Source organism: Methylophaga sp. F7 (assembly GCF_056863975.1).
Genome location: NZ_CM166511.1, coordinates 1 through 19161 on the forward strand (window position 1 = coordinate 1; position 19161 = coordinate 19161).

Consider the following 19161-nt stretch of genomic DNA (forward strand, 5'->3'; position numbering starts at 1 on the left):
GTGTCTTCACCCCTTTGGGAAAAATGCCTATCCCATCTCGAAGGTGATCTTTCGGCACAACAGCTGAACACATGGTTACGGCCCCTGCAAGCCATCGAAACGGAAGATAGTCTGCGCTTGTTGGCGCCAAATCCTTATGTTAAGGCCTGGGTTCACGAACAGCTTGAACAACAGATAAATGCGCTGATCAAAGGATTGACCAACGGCAGCATCAATAAAATTGAAATCGAAGTCGGTACCAAAGATTCCATTTCCGCCGAAAAAACCAAACGTCGTGTCAAAACAACGGATAAAGCCCCCGCATCAATAGCAGTTTCGGAAACAGAACCTTCCCCCGCGATTGGCAGCCCGATGAATCCGTTGTTTACCTTTGATAATTATGTTGAAGGTAAATCCAATCAGATTGCCCGCGCAGCATCTTTACATGTTGCTGAAGCACCGGGTACCTCCGGTTACAATCCATTGTTCCTCTATGGCGGCACCGGGCTTGGCAAAACCCATTTGATGCTGGCGGTCGGCAACAAAATTCGCCAGAACAATCCCAAAGCACGAGTGATTTATTTATCCTCCGAGCGCTTTGTACAGGACATGATTACCGCATTGCGTAACAACGCTATTGATCAATTCAAAGCACATTACCGCAGTGCCGATGCATTATTAATTGATGACATCCAGTTCTTTGCCAAAAAGGAACGCTCTCAGGAAGAGTTCTTTTATACCTTTAATAGTCTGCTGGAAGGCCAACGGCAAATCATTCTGACCTGTGACCGGTTTCCCAAAGAAGTTGAAAATCTGGATGAGCGTCTGCAATCTCGTTTGGGTTGGGGGTTAACGATTGCCATTGAACCACCAGAGCTGGAGACCCGTGTCGCTATTCTGATCAAAAAAGCGCAACAAAATCTGATTACCCTACCGGATGATGTGGCCTTTTTTATTGCCAAACGCATTAAGTCAAATGTCCGTGATTTGGAAGGTGCCTTGCAACGCGTCATGGCATTCTCGCGCTTTACCAACCAGCCACTGTCGATTGATATGGCTCAGGATGCTTTAAAAGATCTGCTGGCTTTGCACCAAAAACTGGTCACACTGGAAAGTATCCAGAAAACTGTTGCAGAATACTTCAAAATACGGGTATCGGATTTACTGGCAAAAAAACGCACGCGTTCGGTTGCCCGTCCACGACAAATAGCAATGGCGCTGGCAAAAGAGCTCACCAGTCATAGCTTGCCGGAAATCGGTGAAGCGTTTGGTGGACGAGATCACACCACTGTTCTGCACGCTTGTCGTAAAGTAGTGGAACTGAAAGAAACTGATAGCCGCATCGCGGAAGACTACCGTAATTTACTTCGAACTTTATCCAGCTAGCCGAGAGAGACATCATGCAATTTACTGTGAGCCAAGACATTATTGCCCGTCCCTTACAACTGGTGTGCAGCATCGTTGAACGGCGCTCCACCCTGCCTATTTTGTCTAATATTCTGTTACGTTGCCGTGATCAGCAATTAACCATGACCAGTACCGATATGGAACTGGAAATGATTGCAACGTTACCGGTAGCGGTCGAAAAAGAAGGTGAAACCACTGTCTCTGCTCGCAAACTACTGGATATCGTTCGCGCCTTACCCGCAAACGCCACTATTAGCTTTCAGGCTGAAGACAACAAATCACTGGTTCGGGCAGGAAAAAGTCGTTTTTCTTTAGCCACGCTACCGGCAACAGACTTTCCAGATAGCGAAGGTGCAAATTATCTTGATCAGCTGACAGTTCCTCAATCAGCATTAAAAGATCTGCTGGATGAAACCAGTTTTGCCATGGCTAGCCAGGATGTACGGTATTACCTGAATGGTCTGCTGTTGGAACGCGAAGAAAATATCTTGCGTGCTGTAGCTACTGATGGTCATCGACTGGCTTTAGGCAGCATTGAAACCGCAGAAAAAACCAATGAAAAACACAGTGTCATCGTACCCCGTAAAGCGATTTTGGAACTGGGACGGTTATTAGGTGATGTTGCGGATAACGTGACCCTGGCGATCAGCCCCCAGCAACTTAAAGTCGAACTGCCGGATATGCATTTCACTTCCAAGCTGATTGATGGCCAATTCCCTAACTACGAACGTGTCTTACCGGTCGGTGGTGATAAGGAAGTCATTGCCGAACGAGATGAGCTTAAACAGGCATTATCCCGAGCTTCGATTCTGGCTAATGACAAGCATCGCAGCGTAAAGCTGAATCTCAGTAGCAATCTGCTCAAAGCTACCGTGACCAATCAGGAACAGGAATCCGCTGAGGAAGAACTGGCAGTGGAATATAGCGGTCCGGATTTGGAAATCGCTTTTAATAATGCTTATCTGCTGGATCTGCTCAACGCCATTCCTGATAACAAGGTCAAACTGTTATTTACCGATGAAAACAGCAGTGCGTTGATTACCCCAAATGATCCCAAATTCACACGGCAATATGTCGTTATGCCGATGCGGCTGTAAGACGTTAATTCCAAAAATAAAAACGGCGCTTTCAAGCGCCGTTTTTATTTAAACTCTTGAAAAAGATTAGATCACTTTATTGGGATTATTCTGTAGCATGACATCCAGCCCTTGTTTGTAAACATTGGCTGCAGCATCACGTTTATCCTGCGCCATTAATACTTCTGCCAGCGCCTGATAGGTTTCACCGCGAGGACCGTGCTCAATACTGGCCCGTAGATAAGCTTCTGCCTTGGCCCACAACTTATTTGCCTGCGCCAGTCTTCCCAACGTCAGCAATAACCAGGGGTTCTCCTCATGTTGTTTTAACCACTTCTCGGCCGTGGCCAGACGTTTCAATAAACCACCCTGCAGAATTTTGCCATACTGATAAATCAGCGCATCACTCCAGTTTTTGCGTAAATATTCTTCAATCAATTGCATTGCCTGCTGTTGCTCGCCCTGCAATAACAAACCATTCACATATGTTTTCAATACGTGCTCAGATTGTCTGATTTTCGCCGGAGATTGCAGCCATATCTGTTCCATTCGCTGCCATTCCTGACGTATCAAGGCATTTTGCAATTGTCCCACAGTGGCTTCTGCCGACAAAGCATTGGCTGAACTGGCATCCAAAACATGTCGTTTACGCAAATCAGGTAACACTGATTGCACTTCCTGCCATTGATCCGTTTCCTGATACAACTGCTGAAGAAGCTGTAAAACATAGGGATGTTTTGGCGCAACTTGACGAAGATGTTGCAAGGTAGCTAAAGCCTGTTCTTTCTGTCCGGCCGAAAGTTGTAATTCTGCTTGTACCACCCCGACAGCAATATCAGCGCTGGGGGTCGTTTCGTGAGCCAGTTTCAAATAGGAGTCACGCCGCTCTGGCGCCTGTTGTTTCTGTGCAGCACGTGCAGCTGCCAGATAATGTAATAACGGTGTCTCGCTGTTGCCAGCATGTCGCAATAACAATCGTTCAGCTTCTGCCCAACGGCCTTCTTCCAGTGTTATCAGCCCATTGGTTAACGCTTTAATAGCACGTTTATGGCGCTGGTTTTCCTGCCATTGCGACAGGCGGTTTGGCGTACTTTTAATGACCGCCAGACTGCGCAGCGTAAAATAAACCAATAACAGCAGAATTAACCAAGCCACGGTAAATACAATTAGCGAAGTTTCCAGCGTCCACTGTCCGTACTGCACCAACACAAAGCCTGGCTCGAAATCAGCCAACCAGACAAACATACCGCCTAATGCCAGTGCAATTGCAATAATAATCAGCCATTTCATGGTTCAAATCCTTTCAACCAGCGAAGTGAGCCCGAAATATCCGGTGTTTCAATACTAATGGCCTGGTTCTGCATAGCTTGCAAACTTTCCAGCATTGCATCGCGATGATCACCCACAAAATACTGTTCAAGCCAGCTGCTGGCCGATTGCAGGCTTTGCTCAAACATTCGCTGATTGCCTGAAAGCGCAGCAAAGCGAGCGGTCTCCAGTTGCAAGCGCAGGTTCTGATACAGGAAGTAGCGTTGTTCAGGCATTAATACTGCGGCCGGGGCATCTTCCTGCTGACGAATAACCACAAGTGAACGTAGCTGTCTCCAAATATCAGCAATCACTTCACGCCAGGCTGATTGTTCTGTTGCTTCTTTTTCAGTTTCGTCGAAGTAAGACTGCTTAGGGCCAGTAACAACACGTAGCTTATCAATTGAGCCCATCAACCCCAGCATATCGGCAGCAATTCCCGCTACATCGGTTTCTCCGGCTGCTTCAAGTGCCAGTTCTTCCTCTGCAATCAGCTCACGCAATGGTTGCATGCGATAATCACCAATTTCACGGATCTGTTGATCAGCCAGTGATAAGGCAAGTGCTGCCCCACTGGTATCATTCGCCAACAAAGCGCGCTGATTGGCCAGATTGAGCAAATAACGAATTTCCGCCAATGCCCATTCCAGCTCGATTTCCTCAGTTGTTAAGGGTGACTGGTTTTGTAGCTTGGTCAGTACGTCACCTTGTTCAAGCTGAGTTTGCTTAAATGTCGATAGTTGATTGTTTAATTGGCGCTGACTGCTGGTCAGTTGCGAAATATCCGTTTCGAGTTCGGCCATTTCATCAAAACGACTTTCCACTTCCATCAGTTGCTGTTTCTGCTGCCATACCAGCCAAAGTGCACCAGCCCCGGGCAGCGTTATCACTATCGCTAAAATGATTAGCAGCGCCCACTTTACTGAAACTGTCTTTTTGGGTGTTTCTGAGACATTTTTTTCAGTTTTTTTGGCGGGCTTTTCGACCTGCTCAGATTTGCTGTTAGGCTCCATGATCTGATCCCATCTCTATAAGTCGCTGAATGATTGCACCATCACTGGCATCTAAACTGACATGCACCCGTTTGAATCCTTGTTGTACGGCAAAAGCCTTGATCCGTTCACTGACTACCAACAAAGGTTTTTGTAAAACCTGCGGGCAGCTAGCTGATAATAAATTTAACAGGTTTGTCACACCATTGGCACTGGTTGCTGTTAGCCAATCGGCTGAACAGGCTTGTTGTTGAAGTTCGGACGATACCGTGGGTAATTGTCGACGGTAAACTTCCAGATAACTAATCTTAGCACCTCTGGCACGCAAGGTATCTGCCATCAGCTCACGTCCTCCTTCCCCCGCACAATTACGACCTGCTGTTGAGTCATTTGTTGCCACTCGGGTAACTGCAGCAAACCTTCACTGCCGTTTGACAGTTCAGGTTGTAAATCCACCGTTAAACCGTTTTCCCGTAATGCCTGCGCAGTACCTTCACCTGCAGCAACCAATTTAACATGACCTGGAAATGGTTGCGGATTACCCTTCAGAAATTGTTCAACAGCGTTACGACTGACAAATACCAGCCAATTGGTTTGTTGCGGATTCCATTCGCCCCATTGTTTGACATCAATCGCCGTAATTTCAATAACCGGAAAGACGATGGCCTCTCCACCCTGCTGTTCGATGAGGTCGACCAGTCCATTCGACTGTCGAATTGGCCTTGTTACGAGAATCTTGCGGCCTTCCAATGCCAGAGCCGAGTGCTCAGGCATCATAAACATCAGCCAGAATTTTATCAGCGCCCTGGTTAAGTAACATCTCACCCAATGTTAAACCAAGTTGTTCGGATTCACTGGCCTTGCCACGAATTTCCTGCTGCAGCATTTCGGTGCCGTCTGGGCGCCCAACCAGCCCACGAACCCAGATATCATCACCATTTAAGATAGCGTAGCCACCGATTGGAACCTGACAGCCTCCCTTTAAGCGACGATTTAATGCCCGTTCAGCTTTGACAGTAATTGAGGTCAGCTCACAATTAAGCGGGGCAATTAATGCATTCATTTCGTCATCATTGATACGGGTTTCAATACCTAGTGCGCCCTGTCCAATCGCAGGCAAACTTTGCTCAGGGGTTAAAGCACTGCGAATACGCTCATCAAAACCCAGTCTTTCCAATCCGGCTTTGGCCAGAATAATCGCATCAAAATTACCCGCATCCAACTTGGCGAGGCGGGTATTTACATTGCCGCGCAACGGTACAATCTTCAAATCCGGTCGGTAGTGACGAAGCTGACATTCCCTGCGCAGGCTGGAAGTACCGACAACGGCACCTTCAGGTAAATCATCAACATTGTCATAATGATTAGAGACGAAAGCATCATGCGGATCATGGCGTTCACAAATAACCGGTAAATGCAGACCTTCCGGAAACTCCACCGGTACATCTTTCATCGAATGCACCGCTATATCGGCTTCACCGGCCAGCATGCTCTGTTCCAGTTCTTTGACAAACAAGCCTTTGCCGCCCACTTTGGCCAATGGGGTATCAAGAATGATATCGCCCTGGGTTTTAATACGAACCAGTTCGATATTCAGGTGTGGATGCAACGCCAACAAACTGTCACGGACAAACTCGGCCTGCCAGATGGCAAGGGGACTGCGACGGGTAGCAATTCGAACAGTACGCTGACTCATGAAACAAAAATCCACATTATAGTTAACAGTGTTGTCGATTCTAACATTTTCCCCTGCGGTTCCACGAACAGCCGCGTTATAATGCGGTCTTTTTCTGCCAGCAATCACAGGCCCGTGCCATGACCGCATCTGATAAAAAGCTTTCTTCCGCCCGTCTCACCCAGCCTACTAATAAGTTCGTTGAGGAATTCACTGCATCGGTGATGTTTGATAAACGCATGTATCAGCAGGATATTCAGGGTTCCGTCGCGCATGCCACTATGCTTTGTAAAGTGGGCGTTTTAACAGAAACTGAACGCGATCAAATCATCACTGGCTTGCAGCAGATTGAAAGCGAAATCGATAACGATCAGTTTGAATGGTCCATTGCACAGGAAGATGTGCATATGAATATCGAATCCAGACTAATCAAATTGATTGGCGAAGTCGGCAAAAAACTGCACACAGGTCGATCACGTAATGATCAGGTGGCAACCGATGTGCGTTTATATCTGCGCGATATGATTGTGCCTGTTCGCAGTGAATTACAGCGGCTGCGCTCTACCTTGCTGGATGTGGCTGAACGTGAATTCGATACCATTATGCCTGGCTTTACCCATCTGCAAACGGCGCAGCCTGTCACGTTTGGTCATCATATGCTGGCCTGGTTTGAGATGCTCAGCCGTGATCTGGAACGTCTGGATGACTGCACAAAACGGGTCAACAGCCTGCCATTAGGTGCTGCAGCACTCGCCGGGACAACCTTTCCGATTGATCGTGAATACACGGCTGAATTACTCGGTTTTGAGCGTATCTGCCGTAACTCACTGGATGCGGTCAGTGATCGCGATTTTGCCATTGAATTTAACAGCTTCGCCTCACTGCTAATGATGCACCTGTCGCGGTTCTCGGAAGAATTGATTATCTGGTCCTCGGCCCAGTTTGATTTTGTTGATCTGGGTGATGCCTTCTGTACCGGCTCATCAATCATGCCACAGAAGAAAAACCCTGATGTGCCGGAACTGGTTCGCGGTAAAACCAGCCGGGTTTACGGTAATCTGTTTAACCTGCTGACGCTGATGAAAAACCAGCCTTTGGCCTACAATAAAGATAATCAGGAAGATAAAGAACCGCTGTTTGACACCATCGACACATTGCTTGGCTCGTTACGTGTCTATGCCGATATGCTCGCAGTAATCACCGTCAAAAAAGACAACATGCGTCTGGCGGCTCTGAAAGGTTATGCGACCGCCACCGATCTGGCAGACTATCTGGTGCGTAAAGGTGTTGCTTTCCGTGATGCTCATGAAGTAGTTGGTTTGTCAGTAGCCTTTGCCATAAAACAGCAAAAAGATCTGTCGGCGTTAACACTGCAGGAACTGCAGCAATTCAGTGATCAGATCGGCGACGATGTATTTTCGGTATTAACGCTCGAAGGCTCGGTTGCCGCCCGTAATCATTTGGGTGGAACAGCGCCAGAACAAGTTAAAAAAGCTATTCAAATCGCCCGAAGCGAACTGTAAATCTACTGCCTGAACAGATGGACTAGTTCAGTATTCGCCTTTCAGTCATATGATCACTAATAATAATCAGACTGAAAGCGTTATACGATGATTAAGTTGAATATCATCATTTATCATCATCACTGATCGGTGTCTGACCCCAAATGGTCACATTAAAATCATTACTATTTTCGCTAATTGAATTGGCGAAACGCTGGCCTTGGCTGATTGCGGCGATTGGTTTTATTTCCGGTGTGGCCAGTTATTTTCTGGTGGAACGCAAAGAGTCACTGGCGCAGGTTATCGCTATCCTGATGTTGGTCAGCTGGGTGTTTCTGGTATTGGAAAACTGGCTGCGGGAAAGTTTTAAAAGCCGTTTTGGACTCAATATTCCACCCGCTTTAATGCATTACCTGACTCAATTAGTCCATCAGGAAAGTTTGTTTTTTGTGTTGCCGTTTTTTCTTGCCGTCACCACCTGGAATCACACTCAGGCAGGGTTTACCGCTTTATTGATTTTATGTGCTCTGATCTCGGTGATTGATCCGTTGTATTACAAACAACTGGCACCGCGTCGATCTTTATTTGTTATTTTTCATGCGCTGGCTTTATTCGCTGTATTACTGGTTGCTCTCCCCATCTTGCTACAGCTGACTACTGGTCAAAGCCTGGCGTTTGCTCTGATTGCTTCCCTGTTGTTCAGTCTGCCCAGTTTAGTGAAGTTTGTTGCCAATGGTCGCTGGTGGCGACGGCCGTTAATGACGTTAATGTTGGCCGCTTTAGCCGCTGGCTTGTGGCAAGTCCCCAGCTTAGTCCCACCCGCAGCATTGCGATTAACTGAATTTAATCTGGTACAACAGGTTGATCGTGAACAACGCACGCACAGCATTCATATTGATCGCCTTGATGTGCAATCCCTGAAACGCGATGGCATATATGCCTGGACAGCTATCCGCGCACCTCGCGGCTTGCAGGAAAAAATTCATCACCTGTGGATCCATAACGGTAAACAAGTCGATCGAATCACGCTGAATATCGAAGGCGGCAGTGAACAAGGCTATCGGGCCTGGACACAGAAATTGAATTTCCCAGAGGATCCGGTCGGTAAATGGCAGGTTAAAGTGGTCACAGACTCAGGACAGCTGATTGGTATAAAACGCTTTACCGTTGAAGCCAGCTTTGATGAACGGGAAAGTCTGCTTGAGCGTCTCAAACCGCCATTCTTTCAGGAGCCAATCGACGATCAGCAGAACATTGAAGATGCTGACGACATTCAACAACCGGAGAATACTGAAGGACAACAAAGCCTGTATGAGCGTCTAGCGCCGCAGTTTATTCAGGAGATGACCGAAAGTCAGGAGAACCCTGAAGAATCGGAAACTGTTCAAGAACAGGAGAGTACTAAAACACAGGAAAACACTGAAGAACCGGAAAACGCCCAAGAGCCAGAAATTGATGCTCAAATACAACACATCCCCGAAGATCTAAACAGCACTGAAGGGCATGAGAAATCTGAAGAACAGAATTAATCCTTACGATTGGCACCAATAAACGAAGCGACCATTAAAAATACTATCCAAACCATGAAACTGGGCAGCCAGATAGACCACCAGCCCTCTTCCAACGGCGAGGATGAAACAGGATCGATAAAAAAATAGGCATAAAGATTCAATGCCAGGTTAATCATTAAACCTATAATCCCGATATAACTTAATATCGAATCCAGTCTGATTTTCTTCATAAAAACTCCATGAATCAAATTCGAGATTAATTTAGCCACAAAACGACACAAGCAGATAAGCCAACCCAAGCCAGAATAAGCGCTTTTGTTGCTGCAAACCGTGGCCAGTAAGCCAATAAACCGACCCATAGCAGCGCTGCCACCGATAACAGGCCCAGCCAGACAACAATACCCACCACAACACCCCACATACTGATCGCTGGCCATAAGGAAACTATCAGCAACAAAGTGGAAGCGATTCGCAACTGACGAGCACGACTGGCAGATAATTTAGCTGTGCTTACTTGCGAATAGTGTCTCGACATCGCCAGACTTAACCCCGCCATACCGGCATAACATAATGCTGTGGCAAGCAACATCATCAACAACATTTGCATTACGCTGCCTCCGACTTGGTTTTATAACGGCTGGAACCTTGTATCGCGGCTTTATGTTGTTTGCTTTTCAGTATTTTGACGGAGCAAACGCCCAACACACCGAACAACACGACGGTTAATTCCAAGCCGACATTCAGCCAGTCACCCTCAATGAAATGGCTGATTAAATGGTGTCCTGTCGTCAGCCAGTTGAGGATGGGCAGTAATAAACATAACGCAGCAAATAAGGATAATTGCTCTATCCAGGCACGAGAAGCGGGTCGTAAAGCCGCATGTAATAAGCTGCCCAGCCAGATAAAAAAGAATAGTTTTATTTCCCAGCTGGCGCGCTCAGGCACATCCAATGGCAACAGCCGGTTTATCCAAAAATACGCGACACAGGCGACCATTAATCCGCTAATAGCGCTGATATTCAGGACTTCAATAGCCCGGTAGACCTTTGGCGTTTGCGCCCCAAATTCGTTCAAGGATTTTTGCCGACGTTTCACCATAAACAAAATGGCGCCGGTCGCCATCATGATGGTGCCCGCCATGCCCAAAATAAAATAAATCCAGCGCACGGTATAACCACCAAAATTGGCAAAATGTAAGGTCCGCATAATACGTTGTGCGGCAAAGGCATTACTTTTATCAAATGTATCCGGTGCTTCAATATGAATCATTTCACCTGTTACCGCATCAAAAATAACCTGCCCGGCACTCAAAAAGAGTAACCGTCCATTATTTTTCTCCTGCTCAAACAAGCCAAAGACTTTAGCAACCGCACTACTGTCACCGGGGTGCTCTACATTAATAAAACTACCCGGTTTCTCCATTAACGCTTCGCCCTGTTTAAACAGCTCAGTCAACGATAGAACATCCGCTTCAATACCGGTCTCTGGTCGATGCTCCGGCTGATTGAACACTTCGGCAAAGAAACTCTGTGGTTTGTCATAATTGGCCAATACCCCGGCTGGCATATAGATCGACACAAAGATCACCAGCCCGCTGTAGGCAATCATCAATTGAAATGGCAACGATAAAACCGAAGAGGCATTATGTGCATCGAGCCAGCTGCGCTGGCCTTTACCCGAGCGAAAGGTAAAAAAATCTTTGAAGATACGTTTATGAATAATGATACCGCTGACCAAAGCCACCAGCATGATCATGGTAAAAAATCCCACCAGCCAGATACCGGTCATACCAGCATGAAACTCAAAATGCATATGCACAAAGTGATGACCGCCCTGAGTCTCACGCTGTTGCTGATCAGGAATTATTTCACCAGTGACAGGATGTAACCGGCGCTGCTGAATTTCGGCATTGTCATCTTCCCAGGATAATCCAATTGCTGGATCGGCCTCACTGGGCAACCGTATGCGCCAAAAATGGCTTTGGGGCGCGGCATTTCGTAGAAAGTTTTCAGCTTGTGTTACTGCGGTCAGGCGTTGCTCTTGAGTACTGGTTTCGGGATCAAATTCACCGATTAATGCTCGCTCAGGCGTCATCCAATGGGTAATGGCATCATCAAACACACCAATAGTGCCGGTCAGAAAAATGGCGAATAATGCCCAACTGGCAACTAAACTGCCCCAGGTATGCAACCAGGCCATCGTTTGACGAAAACGTCCCTGCTCAAGGCTTACATCCGTCGATTTGCTCATCGTAACCACTCCGTTAACAGCAAACCCAAGCCGCCAATAATCACTGTTGCACCTATCATTCCTATCCAGGCACGTTTGGCATTTTTAACCGCAAATATCCATATGACCGCGGCGGTGTACACAGCAAAGCTCAGTAATGCACTGGTAATCACAGCATCGGCACGGGATAAAGGCAGAATGGCGGCAATCAAAATCATCACTGCCGAGGTTAATAAATAGCCACCTAATGTTGCGGCCAGCACCAGCGAAAAGATTCGGCCAGAGTAAGACAGGGTCATATTGGGGTGTTCCATACACGGTTTTTAGCTAGGATCTAATGATAAAAGATCAGAAAATTTCACTGACTTATTTAATGTCGAATAACAACTCTTAAAGGCCCATTTATCAGGAAGAGTAGTTTTTTAACATGCGATATTAATGAGATAGATTATCGTTTGCATTCGTAATTAACAAGTCTCGCTTTTACGGTGCCTTATTAAAAATGCTTTGAAGTACGACCAGAAAACAGTTTTACTCAGGGCTTGTTTATCTTTCATCTCCGCCTCTGTTGTGAGCTGAAAAAGCGTCAATCAAGGCACGAGGAGCGATTTTTAGTAATTCTAAATAAGCGACGAGCAAAGCTTCCGCATCCTGCTCACGCCCCTGACCTACATCCATGTAGGCCACGCAGAGTGGCGCTTTTTCAGTCACAACCCGAAGGGCTGGGACTGTTTTTACGACCGCCTGAGTTGTCAATCACTTTTGTAGGAAGGCTACACGGCGTGCTTTCCGCCTTGTCGGACACAAAAATAGCCGCCAGCAGAGGGGGATATGAAAGATAAACAAGCCCTAGCAATGACATTGAGTAAAACCTCAACGACAACGTAATTAATGCTGCTCGACAAGAATTAGTGCGCCAGCTGACAAGAAGAAACCTCACCCTCAGGAACATAATATCTGCACGTGCCGCACTGCCGGGGCACCTCCGACATCAAGCAGTTATCCGAGGGGATTCATCATGACAGAACATATTTGTACTCCAGGTTGCACACACGGCATCACCGAAGAAAATAAAAAAGACGTGGTAGAAGAATTTGATACTGCGCGACGTTCATTTATCCGTAACGCTTTTGTTGGCGGTGGTGCCGCCTCTCTCGGCGCTATGGGCGTGACCATGTCGCCCATGAGCTTTGCCGCTGGCGCTAATACTCCCATCGATGCTGACACACCCGGCCAGATGCACTATTACATTCCGGCCACACCGGAAACGGTTCTCTGGGGTTATTTCAGCAAGAATGCCAAGCCTACCGTTGAAATAGAGTCCGGTGATTTTGTCACCATGGAAACACTCACCCATCATGCCAACGATGATGCAGAACGGATGGTAAAAGGTGACCCCGGTGCTGAAAGTATTTTTCATTGGGATGCTCAAGGCAAAGGTGTCGACCGACGTGGTGCTGGCCCGATGGATGCGAAGATTGGTGCCGGCGGTGGAGCCGGCGTGCATATTTGTACCGGACCAGTACGAATAAAAGGCGCTCAGCCGGGTGATATTCTTGAAGTTCGGATTGTCGATGTTGCTCCCAGACCCAGTGGAAACCCTGATTACAAAGGCAAGACTTTTGGCAGTAATGCTGCTGCCTGGTGGGGTTTTCATTACGGCGATATGCTTACCGAACCGAAAAAACGGGAAGTCGTTACCATCTACGAAGTCGATGCAACGGGTGAGCGTAACTGGGCCAAAGCCGTCTACAACTATCGTTGGACACCACAAACTGACCCCTTCGGCGTGGTTCATCCGACTATCGATTATCCGGGGGTGCCAGTCGATCACAGCACCATCACCAAGAAGGAAAATATTCTGCGTGATATCCGTATTCCGATCCGTCCTCACTTTGGCACCATTGGCCTCGCTCCCGCAGAAGCCGATATGGTGAACTCGATTCCGCCCAACTACACCGGCGGCAATATCGACAACTGGCGGATTGGCAAAGGTGCGAAGATTTATTTTCCGGTCGCAGTGGATGGCGGCATGTTCTCAGTGGGTGATCCACATGCATCACAGGGTGACTCTGAGTTGTGCGGTACCGCCATTGAGTGCTCTTTAACAGGGACTTTCCAGTTTATCTTGCACAAAAAAGCTGACTTGCCCGGCACCTCGTTGGCTGAACTCAATTACCCCTTGCTGGAAACCCAGGATGACTGGGTGTTACATGGCTTTAGCTATGCCAATTATCTGGCTGAACTGGGCCCCAATGCTCAGGATGATATTTACAGCAAATCTTCGGTTGATAAAGCTTTACGCGATGCCTATCGCAAGATGCGACACTTTTTAATGACCACTCAGCATCTGGATGAAGATGAAGCGATATCACTGATGACGGTGGCGGTCGACTTTGGTATCACTCAAGTGGTGGATGGCAACTGGGGCGTGCATGCGATCCTGAAAAAATCCATGTTCCCGGCGCGTAACTAGAGTCGGTTTATCTTCTAAATACCCTCGTTAATAGTTATGGCATAACACTTGCGAAAGGATGCTTCAGTATTCAAGGAATAAGACACGACCGTGACTGACCTGAAACGCTTTTCTGCCAGTGCTATACCCGCAGAGCTACGCCAGCCGGCCTGGAATGAAATACTTTCCAGGCTCGGGCTGGCGAGTGATGCTGCAAGCTCCATTCGTAATGACGACAGTGGCCATATGGCACTGTCCGTCTCGGCACGCGACTCAGTATTTGTTCAACTCACCGCAGCTCCACAGATTCTTTCACCCATAACTGCCAAAGCAACTCAACCGTTACAAGGCACTGTATTGGTGCTCGCCTTGCTTGATGGCACCGCGCAGGTGCTGGATGCCGATCAAACAGTTAAATTACGTTCAGGCGACATCATGTTGCTGGATCCTACTCAATCCTGGCGACTGGCTTTGCAAACTCGTTTTCGCATCATGCTAATCAAATTAGAGTCATCCAGCTTTCTGCTCAGGTTGGTTCGTAGCGGACGACAGGAAGCGAACCGCATCAGCACACAACAAGGTATCGGCGCATTATGCTTGAACATGCTGCAATCACTGACCGAACAGTTGCCCCATGTGGATCACAATGAGCTACCCGCATTAGAAGTAACGCTGGCCGAGTTACTGGTAGCCTGTCTTTCCCATAGACAATCTGCTGCCAATGAAGAAGCTACTGATGTGCAATTGGCCCATTTGCGTCGGGTGTGCAGAACGGTGGATTCACGGCTGGACGATCCGGATCTGAATATTGAGCAAATCGCTGCACAGGAAGGTTTATCCGCCAGATACTTACAAAAACTGTTCAAAAACAGTGGCACAACGTTCAGTGAATATCTGAAGAGCCGCCGAATACAGCATTGCTGTATTGATCTGGCTAACCCTGCCCTTGCCCAGTTCAGTATTGCCCAGCTGTGCTACCGCTGGGGGTTTAATGACGCCGCAAACTTCAGCCGTACCTTTTCACAGTTTATGGGCATGTCACCGAAAAGCTATCGTTCTGCACCGCCACAGGATCTGCATGAACAGCTTCGCCGTGGCTGTCCGCAAACAAAACCGTCAGCTCGTTCAATTACCGCCGATCCGCAATCCTTTTTGCAGGATGATGACATTCAAAAACGACGCAGACCATTTCAGGAAGTATTGGATGATCATGCTAAATATGCGTTGTCGTTGCGACTCGCCCCGAAACGGGTTTCCGACCAAGATAACACTACGTCTTCACAAACCGACACTCACTCTTCTCGACAATATTACCTGCCAGTGTCCGATAAAACCGTTCACTGGGGCTATTTCAGTAATGCGATCAAACCGGTATTAACCGTTCGCTCCGGTGATATTGTAACGATTGAAACCTTATCCCAGCATGCGTCTGATGACTGCGAACGCATGATTGACGGAGATGCCGGAGCACAAAGCGTTTTTCACTGGACTAGTACAACAAAGAACGTTGACCGGCGGGGTGCCGGGCCGATGGATGCCACGATATTCGGCCGCGGTGCCGGAGAGGGCTTTGGGGTACATATTTGTACCGGGCCGGTGTATGTCACCGATGCTGAACCCGGTGATGTGCTGGAAATACGCATTTTGGATATTCAACCACGACTCAGTTGCAGCCCGAAGCATCAAGGTAAACACTTTGGTAGCAATGCCGCCACCTGGTGGGGCTTTCAATATGACGATCTGCTCACCGAACCGAAAAAGCGTGAAGTAGTGACCGTATACGAAGTACACCAACACACCCATCCACCGCATGCCAAGGCGATTTATAACTTTCGCTGGACCCCACAAACCGATCCTTACGGCATTGTGCACCCAACCATTGATTACCCTGGCATACCGGTTGATCACTCTAGTATCGACAAGCAGTTCGGTATTCTCGACAAAGCCGTTATTCCGGTCAGACCGCATTTTGGCGTCATGGCCGTCGCCCCGCGTGAGACCGGTATGATTGATTCTATTCCACCCAGCTATTTTGGTGGCAATATGGATAACTGGCGGGCGGGCAAAGGCACCAAATTATTTCTGCCCGTCGCCACAACTGGGGCTCTATTTTCGGTCGGTGATCCACATGCTTCACAAGGTGATTCGGAATTATGTGGCACCGCTATCGAGTGTTCTTTAACCGGTGTGTTTCAATTGGTGTTACACAAACAACGTGATTTAAAAGGCAGCTTTATGGATGGCCTAAGTCATCCATTTCTGGAAACACCGGATGAATGGGTATTACAGGGCATGAGTTTCTCCGACTATCAGGCCGAGCTCGGCCCGAATGCCCAAACGCAAGTGTATAAAAACTCCTCTATGGAAGCCGCCATGCGTGACGCTTTCAGAAAAGCCCGTCACTACCTAATGAAAGAACATGAGCTTAGTGAAGATGAAGCAATTTCACTGATTTCGGTAGCGGTGGATTTTGGTATTACCCAGGTTGTGGATGGCAATCTGGGTGTGCATGCGATTATCCGCAAGGCTATTTTTCCAGACTATAACGCTGATTAAAAATACTTATTAATTGCCTTTTCTCAGACAATTCGAACGCGCTCTCCTCATTCACCTTCCCCATTAAAATTCTTTGTAACCTGTAAACACTGTCTGATGCTAATTCTGAATTTTGTGACGCAGTTCACTTTACTTAGGTTAATGCGATTAGTTAGGTCCGGCGCAGAATGGTCAGGGCCTAATGATCTTTCATAGCCGCCTCTGTTGTGACTGAAAATGCACCACACAGGCGCGAGGAATGAAGTTTAGTCATTCTAAATAAATGACGAGCAACGTGAAGTGGTGGCAATGAAAGATCAATAGGCCCTTGCCAATCGCGAAATTTCTCGCGACACACCCCTCTACACCAAAAAAATCAAGGAGAAGTCATGGACAAAACCGATCCGAAAACAAACCGAGGTAATGGTGGCGAACCCCATCAGCAAGCTACCGGAAATACCTCAACACTCACCACCCAGCAAGGCGGCCCGATTGCCGACGATCAGAATTCATTAAGAGCTGGCGCTCGTGGTCCAGGTTTAATCGAAGACCACATCATGCGCGAAAAGATTTTCCATTTCGATCATGAACGTATTCCAGAACGAGTGGTGCATGCCCGTGGTTTTGGTGCTCACGGCTATTTCGAAACCACCGAATCGCTCGAAGATGTCACCTCTGCTGATATTTTCCAGCGTAAAGGTGAAAGAACCCCGGCCTTTGTGCGTTTCTCAACCGTTGCCGGCAGTAAGGGTTCAGCCGATCTGGCCCGCGATGTGCGTGGCTTTGCCGTCAAGCTCTATACCAAAGAAGGTAACTGGGACATCGTGGGTAACAATATCCCGGTGTTTTTTATTCAGGATGCAATGAAATTTCCTGATTTGGTTCACGCCGTCAAAGAAGAACCTGATCGCGGATTTCCACAGGCCCAATCGGCCCACGATAATTTCTGGGATTTTGCGACTTTGATGCCGGAAAGCATGCATATGCTGATGTGGCAAATGTCCGATCGTACGATTCCACGCTCATTCCGTTTTATGGAAGGCTTTGGCGTACACAGCTTTAGACTGGTAGATAAAAACGGCAAGTCCCAGTTTGTTAAATTTCACTGGAAGCCAAAGCAAGGCTTGCAGTCTGTTTTATGGGATGAAGCGTTAAAAATCAATGGTGCCGATCCGGATTTCCATCGTCGTGATTTATGGAATGCCATTACTCAGGGAGATTACCCTGAGTGGGAACTGGGACTGCAGATTTTCGATGAGGAATTTGCTGAGAAATTTGAGTTTGATGTGTTGGATGCCACCAAGCTTATCCCTGAAGAACAGGTGCCGATTCGCATTGTCGGTCGACTAGTGCTGGATCGGGTTGTCAGTAACTTTTTTGCTGAAACCGAACAGGTGGCATTCTGCACCCAGAATATCGTCAAAGGTATTGATCATTCAAATGATCCTTTGCTGCAGGGCAGAAACTTTTCCTATCTCGATACGCAGTTAAAGCGTCTGGGTGGACCCAATTTCACCCACATTCCAATCAACGCGCCGAAATGTCCGATGCATCATTTCCAGCAGGATGGTCATATGGCAATGAGCAATCCTACCGGACGGGCCAACTATGAACCGAATAGCTGGGGCGAAGAAGAAGGCGGTCCACGTGAATGTCCGGTAAAAGGTTTTGAAAGTTATCCAGAAGATGTATCTGGTCCAAAAGTCCGTGAACGTTCTGAAACCTTTGCTGATCACTACAGCCAGGCCAGGCAGTTTTATATAAGCCAGACTGAAACGGAACAGCAGCATATTATCAATGCATTTTCATTTGAGCTCAGTAAAGTCAAAACACCGGCGATCCGTAAACGCATGGTTAGTCATCTGCTGAATATTGATCAACAACTAGCCGAAAAAGTTGCTGAAAAATTGGGCATCAATCCGTTGCCGGAACCGGCTGATGCAGCGATGCCAACAAGGGATGATTTGCCAGCTTCTGACAAGTTAAGCATTCTCAAAAATGGCCCGAATAGCTTTAAAGGCCGTAAAGTTGGTGTCTTGATGACCGATGGATTTGATGCTGATATTTTCAAATCGCTGGAGAAATCACTTAAAGCAGAAGGGGCAATGTTTGAAGTTGTTGCGCCACATACCGGTGAAATAACCAGCAGTGCTGGTGACAGCATCAAGGTTGATGAAAAGGTTGATGGCGGACCTTCCGTGTTATTTGATGCCATTGTGATTTTGCCTGGTAGCGACGGTGTGAAAATGCTGGCAGAAATGCCACCAGCATTAACCTTTGTCAGTGATGCCTTTAATCACATGAAATTTATTGGCTACGGTGAAGATGCCATGCCGCTTTTGAAAAAGGCCGGTATCAGTGAGATGTTGGATGAAGGCTGCCTGCAATTGACCAATACTAAAACGACGGACGAATTTACCCAAAACTGTCGTGATATTCGGTTTTGGCAACGTGCTGATTAGTTGTTTTTTATGATGAAATAACCAGTTGAA

The 19161-nt window shown here is 47.4% G+C and carries 15 protein-coding genes and 1 pseudogene; 7 read left to right on the forward strand and 9 right to left on the reverse strand.

The genetic code is table 11. From position 1 onward, the window contains the following. Positions 1–1365 carry a chromosomal replication initiator protein DnaA gene (gene dnaA / locus AC08OG_RS00005; RefSeq protein WP_292358405.1) on the forward strand — a complete coding sequence of 455 codons (1365 nt, stop codon included), beginning with the start codon at positions 1–3 and terminating at the stop codon, positions 1363–1365. A gap of 14 nt (positions 1366–1379) precedes the next feature. Continuing rightward, on the forward strand, positions 1380–2483 hold the full coding sequence (dnaN, locus tag AC08OG_RS00010; RefSeq protein WP_292358407.1) for a DNA polymerase III subunit beta: 1104 nt from the start codon (positions 1380–1382) through the stop codon (positions 2481–2483). Positions 2484–2549: 66 nt separating this feature from the next. On the opposite strand, the gene AC08OG_RS00015 is transcribed toward dnaN, so the two are convergent. From AC08OG_RS00015 to hemC, 4 genes and pseudogenes are all read right to left on the reverse strand, one after another. Then, a complete protein-coding gene (locus AC08OG_RS00015) occupies positions 2550–3752 on the reverse strand; it encodes a heme biosynthesis HemY N-terminal domain-containing protein (RefSeq protein ID WP_292358409.1) in 1203 nt (400 codons plus the stop codon). Further along, complete coding sequence (locus AC08OG_RS00020; protein WP_292358410.1) at positions 3749–4783, reverse strand: uroporphyrinogen-III C-methyltransferase; 1035 nt, start codon at positions 4781–4783, stop codon at positions 3749–3751. Before AC08OG_RS00020 ends, AC08OG_RS00015 begins: the two co-directional genes overlap by 4 nt. Further along, positions 4773–5545: pseudogene (locus AC08OG_RS00025) on the reverse strand (uroporphyrinogen-III synthase). The gene AC08OG_RS00020 and the pseudogene AC08OG_RS00025 overlap by 11 nt, the downstream one beginning before the upstream one ends. Further along, positions 5529–6458, reverse strand: a complete 930-nt coding sequence (gene hemC / locus AC08OG_RS00030) for a hydroxymethylbilane synthase (RefSeq protein WP_292358413.1) — start codon at positions 6456–6458, stop codon at positions 5529–5531. Before hemC ends, AC08OG_RS00025 begins: the two are co-directional and overlap by 17 nt. Positions 6459–6577: 119 nt before the next feature. On the opposite strand from hemC, the gene argH reads away from it, so the two are divergent. After that, positions 6578–7960 carry an argininosuccinate lyase gene (gene argH, locus AC08OG_RS00035; protein ID WP_292358415.1) on the forward strand — a complete coding sequence of 461 codons (1383 nt, stop codon included), beginning with the start codon at positions 6578–6580 and terminating at the stop codon, positions 7958–7960. Between the two features lie 143 nt (positions 7961–8103). Further along, positions 8104–9468, forward strand: coding sequence for a DUF5924 family protein (locus AC08OG_RS00040; protein WP_292358417.1), 1365 nt, complete (start codon positions 8104–8106; stop codon positions 9466–9468). Here AC08OG_RS00040 and AC08OG_RS00045 read toward each other — a convergent pair. From AC08OG_RS00045 to AC08OG_RS00065, 5 genes are all read right to left on the reverse strand, one after another. Next, positions 9465–9680 carry a hypothetical protein gene (locus tag AC08OG_RS00045; RefSeq protein ID WP_292358418.1) on the reverse strand — a complete coding sequence of 72 codons (216 nt, stop codon included), beginning with the start codon at positions 9678–9680 and terminating at the stop codon, positions 9465–9467. The two genes, AC08OG_RS00040 and AC08OG_RS00045, sit on opposite strands and share 4 nt — an antisense overlap. Before the next feature lie 26 nt (positions 9681–9706). Next, positions 9707–10057: a DUF3325 domain-containing protein gene (locus AC08OG_RS00050; protein WP_292358419.1), complete on the reverse strand. Its 351-nt coding sequence runs from the start codon at positions 10055–10057 to the stop codon at positions 9707–9709. After that, complete coding sequence (locus tag AC08OG_RS00055; RefSeq protein ID WP_292358421.1) at positions 10057–11700, reverse strand: PepSY-associated TM helix domain-containing protein; 1644 nt, start codon at positions 11698–11700, stop codon at positions 10057–10059. The genes AC08OG_RS00050 and AC08OG_RS00055 overlap by 1 nt, the downstream gene beginning before the upstream one ends. Further along, positions 11697–11978, reverse strand: a complete 282-nt coding sequence (locus AC08OG_RS00060) for a DUF3649 domain-containing protein (protein ID WP_292411431.1) — start codon at positions 11976–11978, stop codon at positions 11697–11699. The genes AC08OG_RS00055 and AC08OG_RS00060 overlap by 4 nt, the downstream gene beginning before the upstream one ends. Before the next feature lie 247 nt (positions 11979–12225). Further along, entirely contained in the window at positions 12226–12390 is a 165-nt protein-coding gene (locus AC08OG_RS00065) for a hypothetical protein (RefSeq protein WP_292358424.1), read from the reverse strand. A 307-nt stretch (positions 12391–12697) separates the two neighbouring features. On the opposite strand from AC08OG_RS00065, the gene AC08OG_RS00070 reads away from it, so the two are divergent. The 3 genes from AC08OG_RS00070 (at position 12698) to AC08OG_RS00080 (ending at position 19131) form a co-directional block, all read left to right on the forward strand. Beyond that, entirely contained in the window at positions 12698–14155 is a 1458-nt protein-coding gene (locus AC08OG_RS00070) for an acetamidase/formamidase family protein (protein ID WP_292358426.1), read from the forward strand. 90 nt (positions 14156–14245) lie between these two features. Beyond that, positions 14246–16690 (forward strand): acetamidase/formamidase family protein, encoded by a 2445-nt coding sequence (locus AC08OG_RS00075; RefSeq protein ID WP_292358428.1) that lies wholly within the window; start codon positions 14246–14248, stop codon positions 16688–16690. Positions 16691–17058: 368 nt separating this feature from the next. Further along, positions 17059–19131, forward strand: a complete 2073-nt coding sequence (locus AC08OG_RS00080) for a catalase (protein WP_292358430.1) — start codon at positions 17059–17061, stop codon at positions 19129–19131. The last annotated feature ends 30 nt before the right edge of the window (positions 19132–19161 follow it).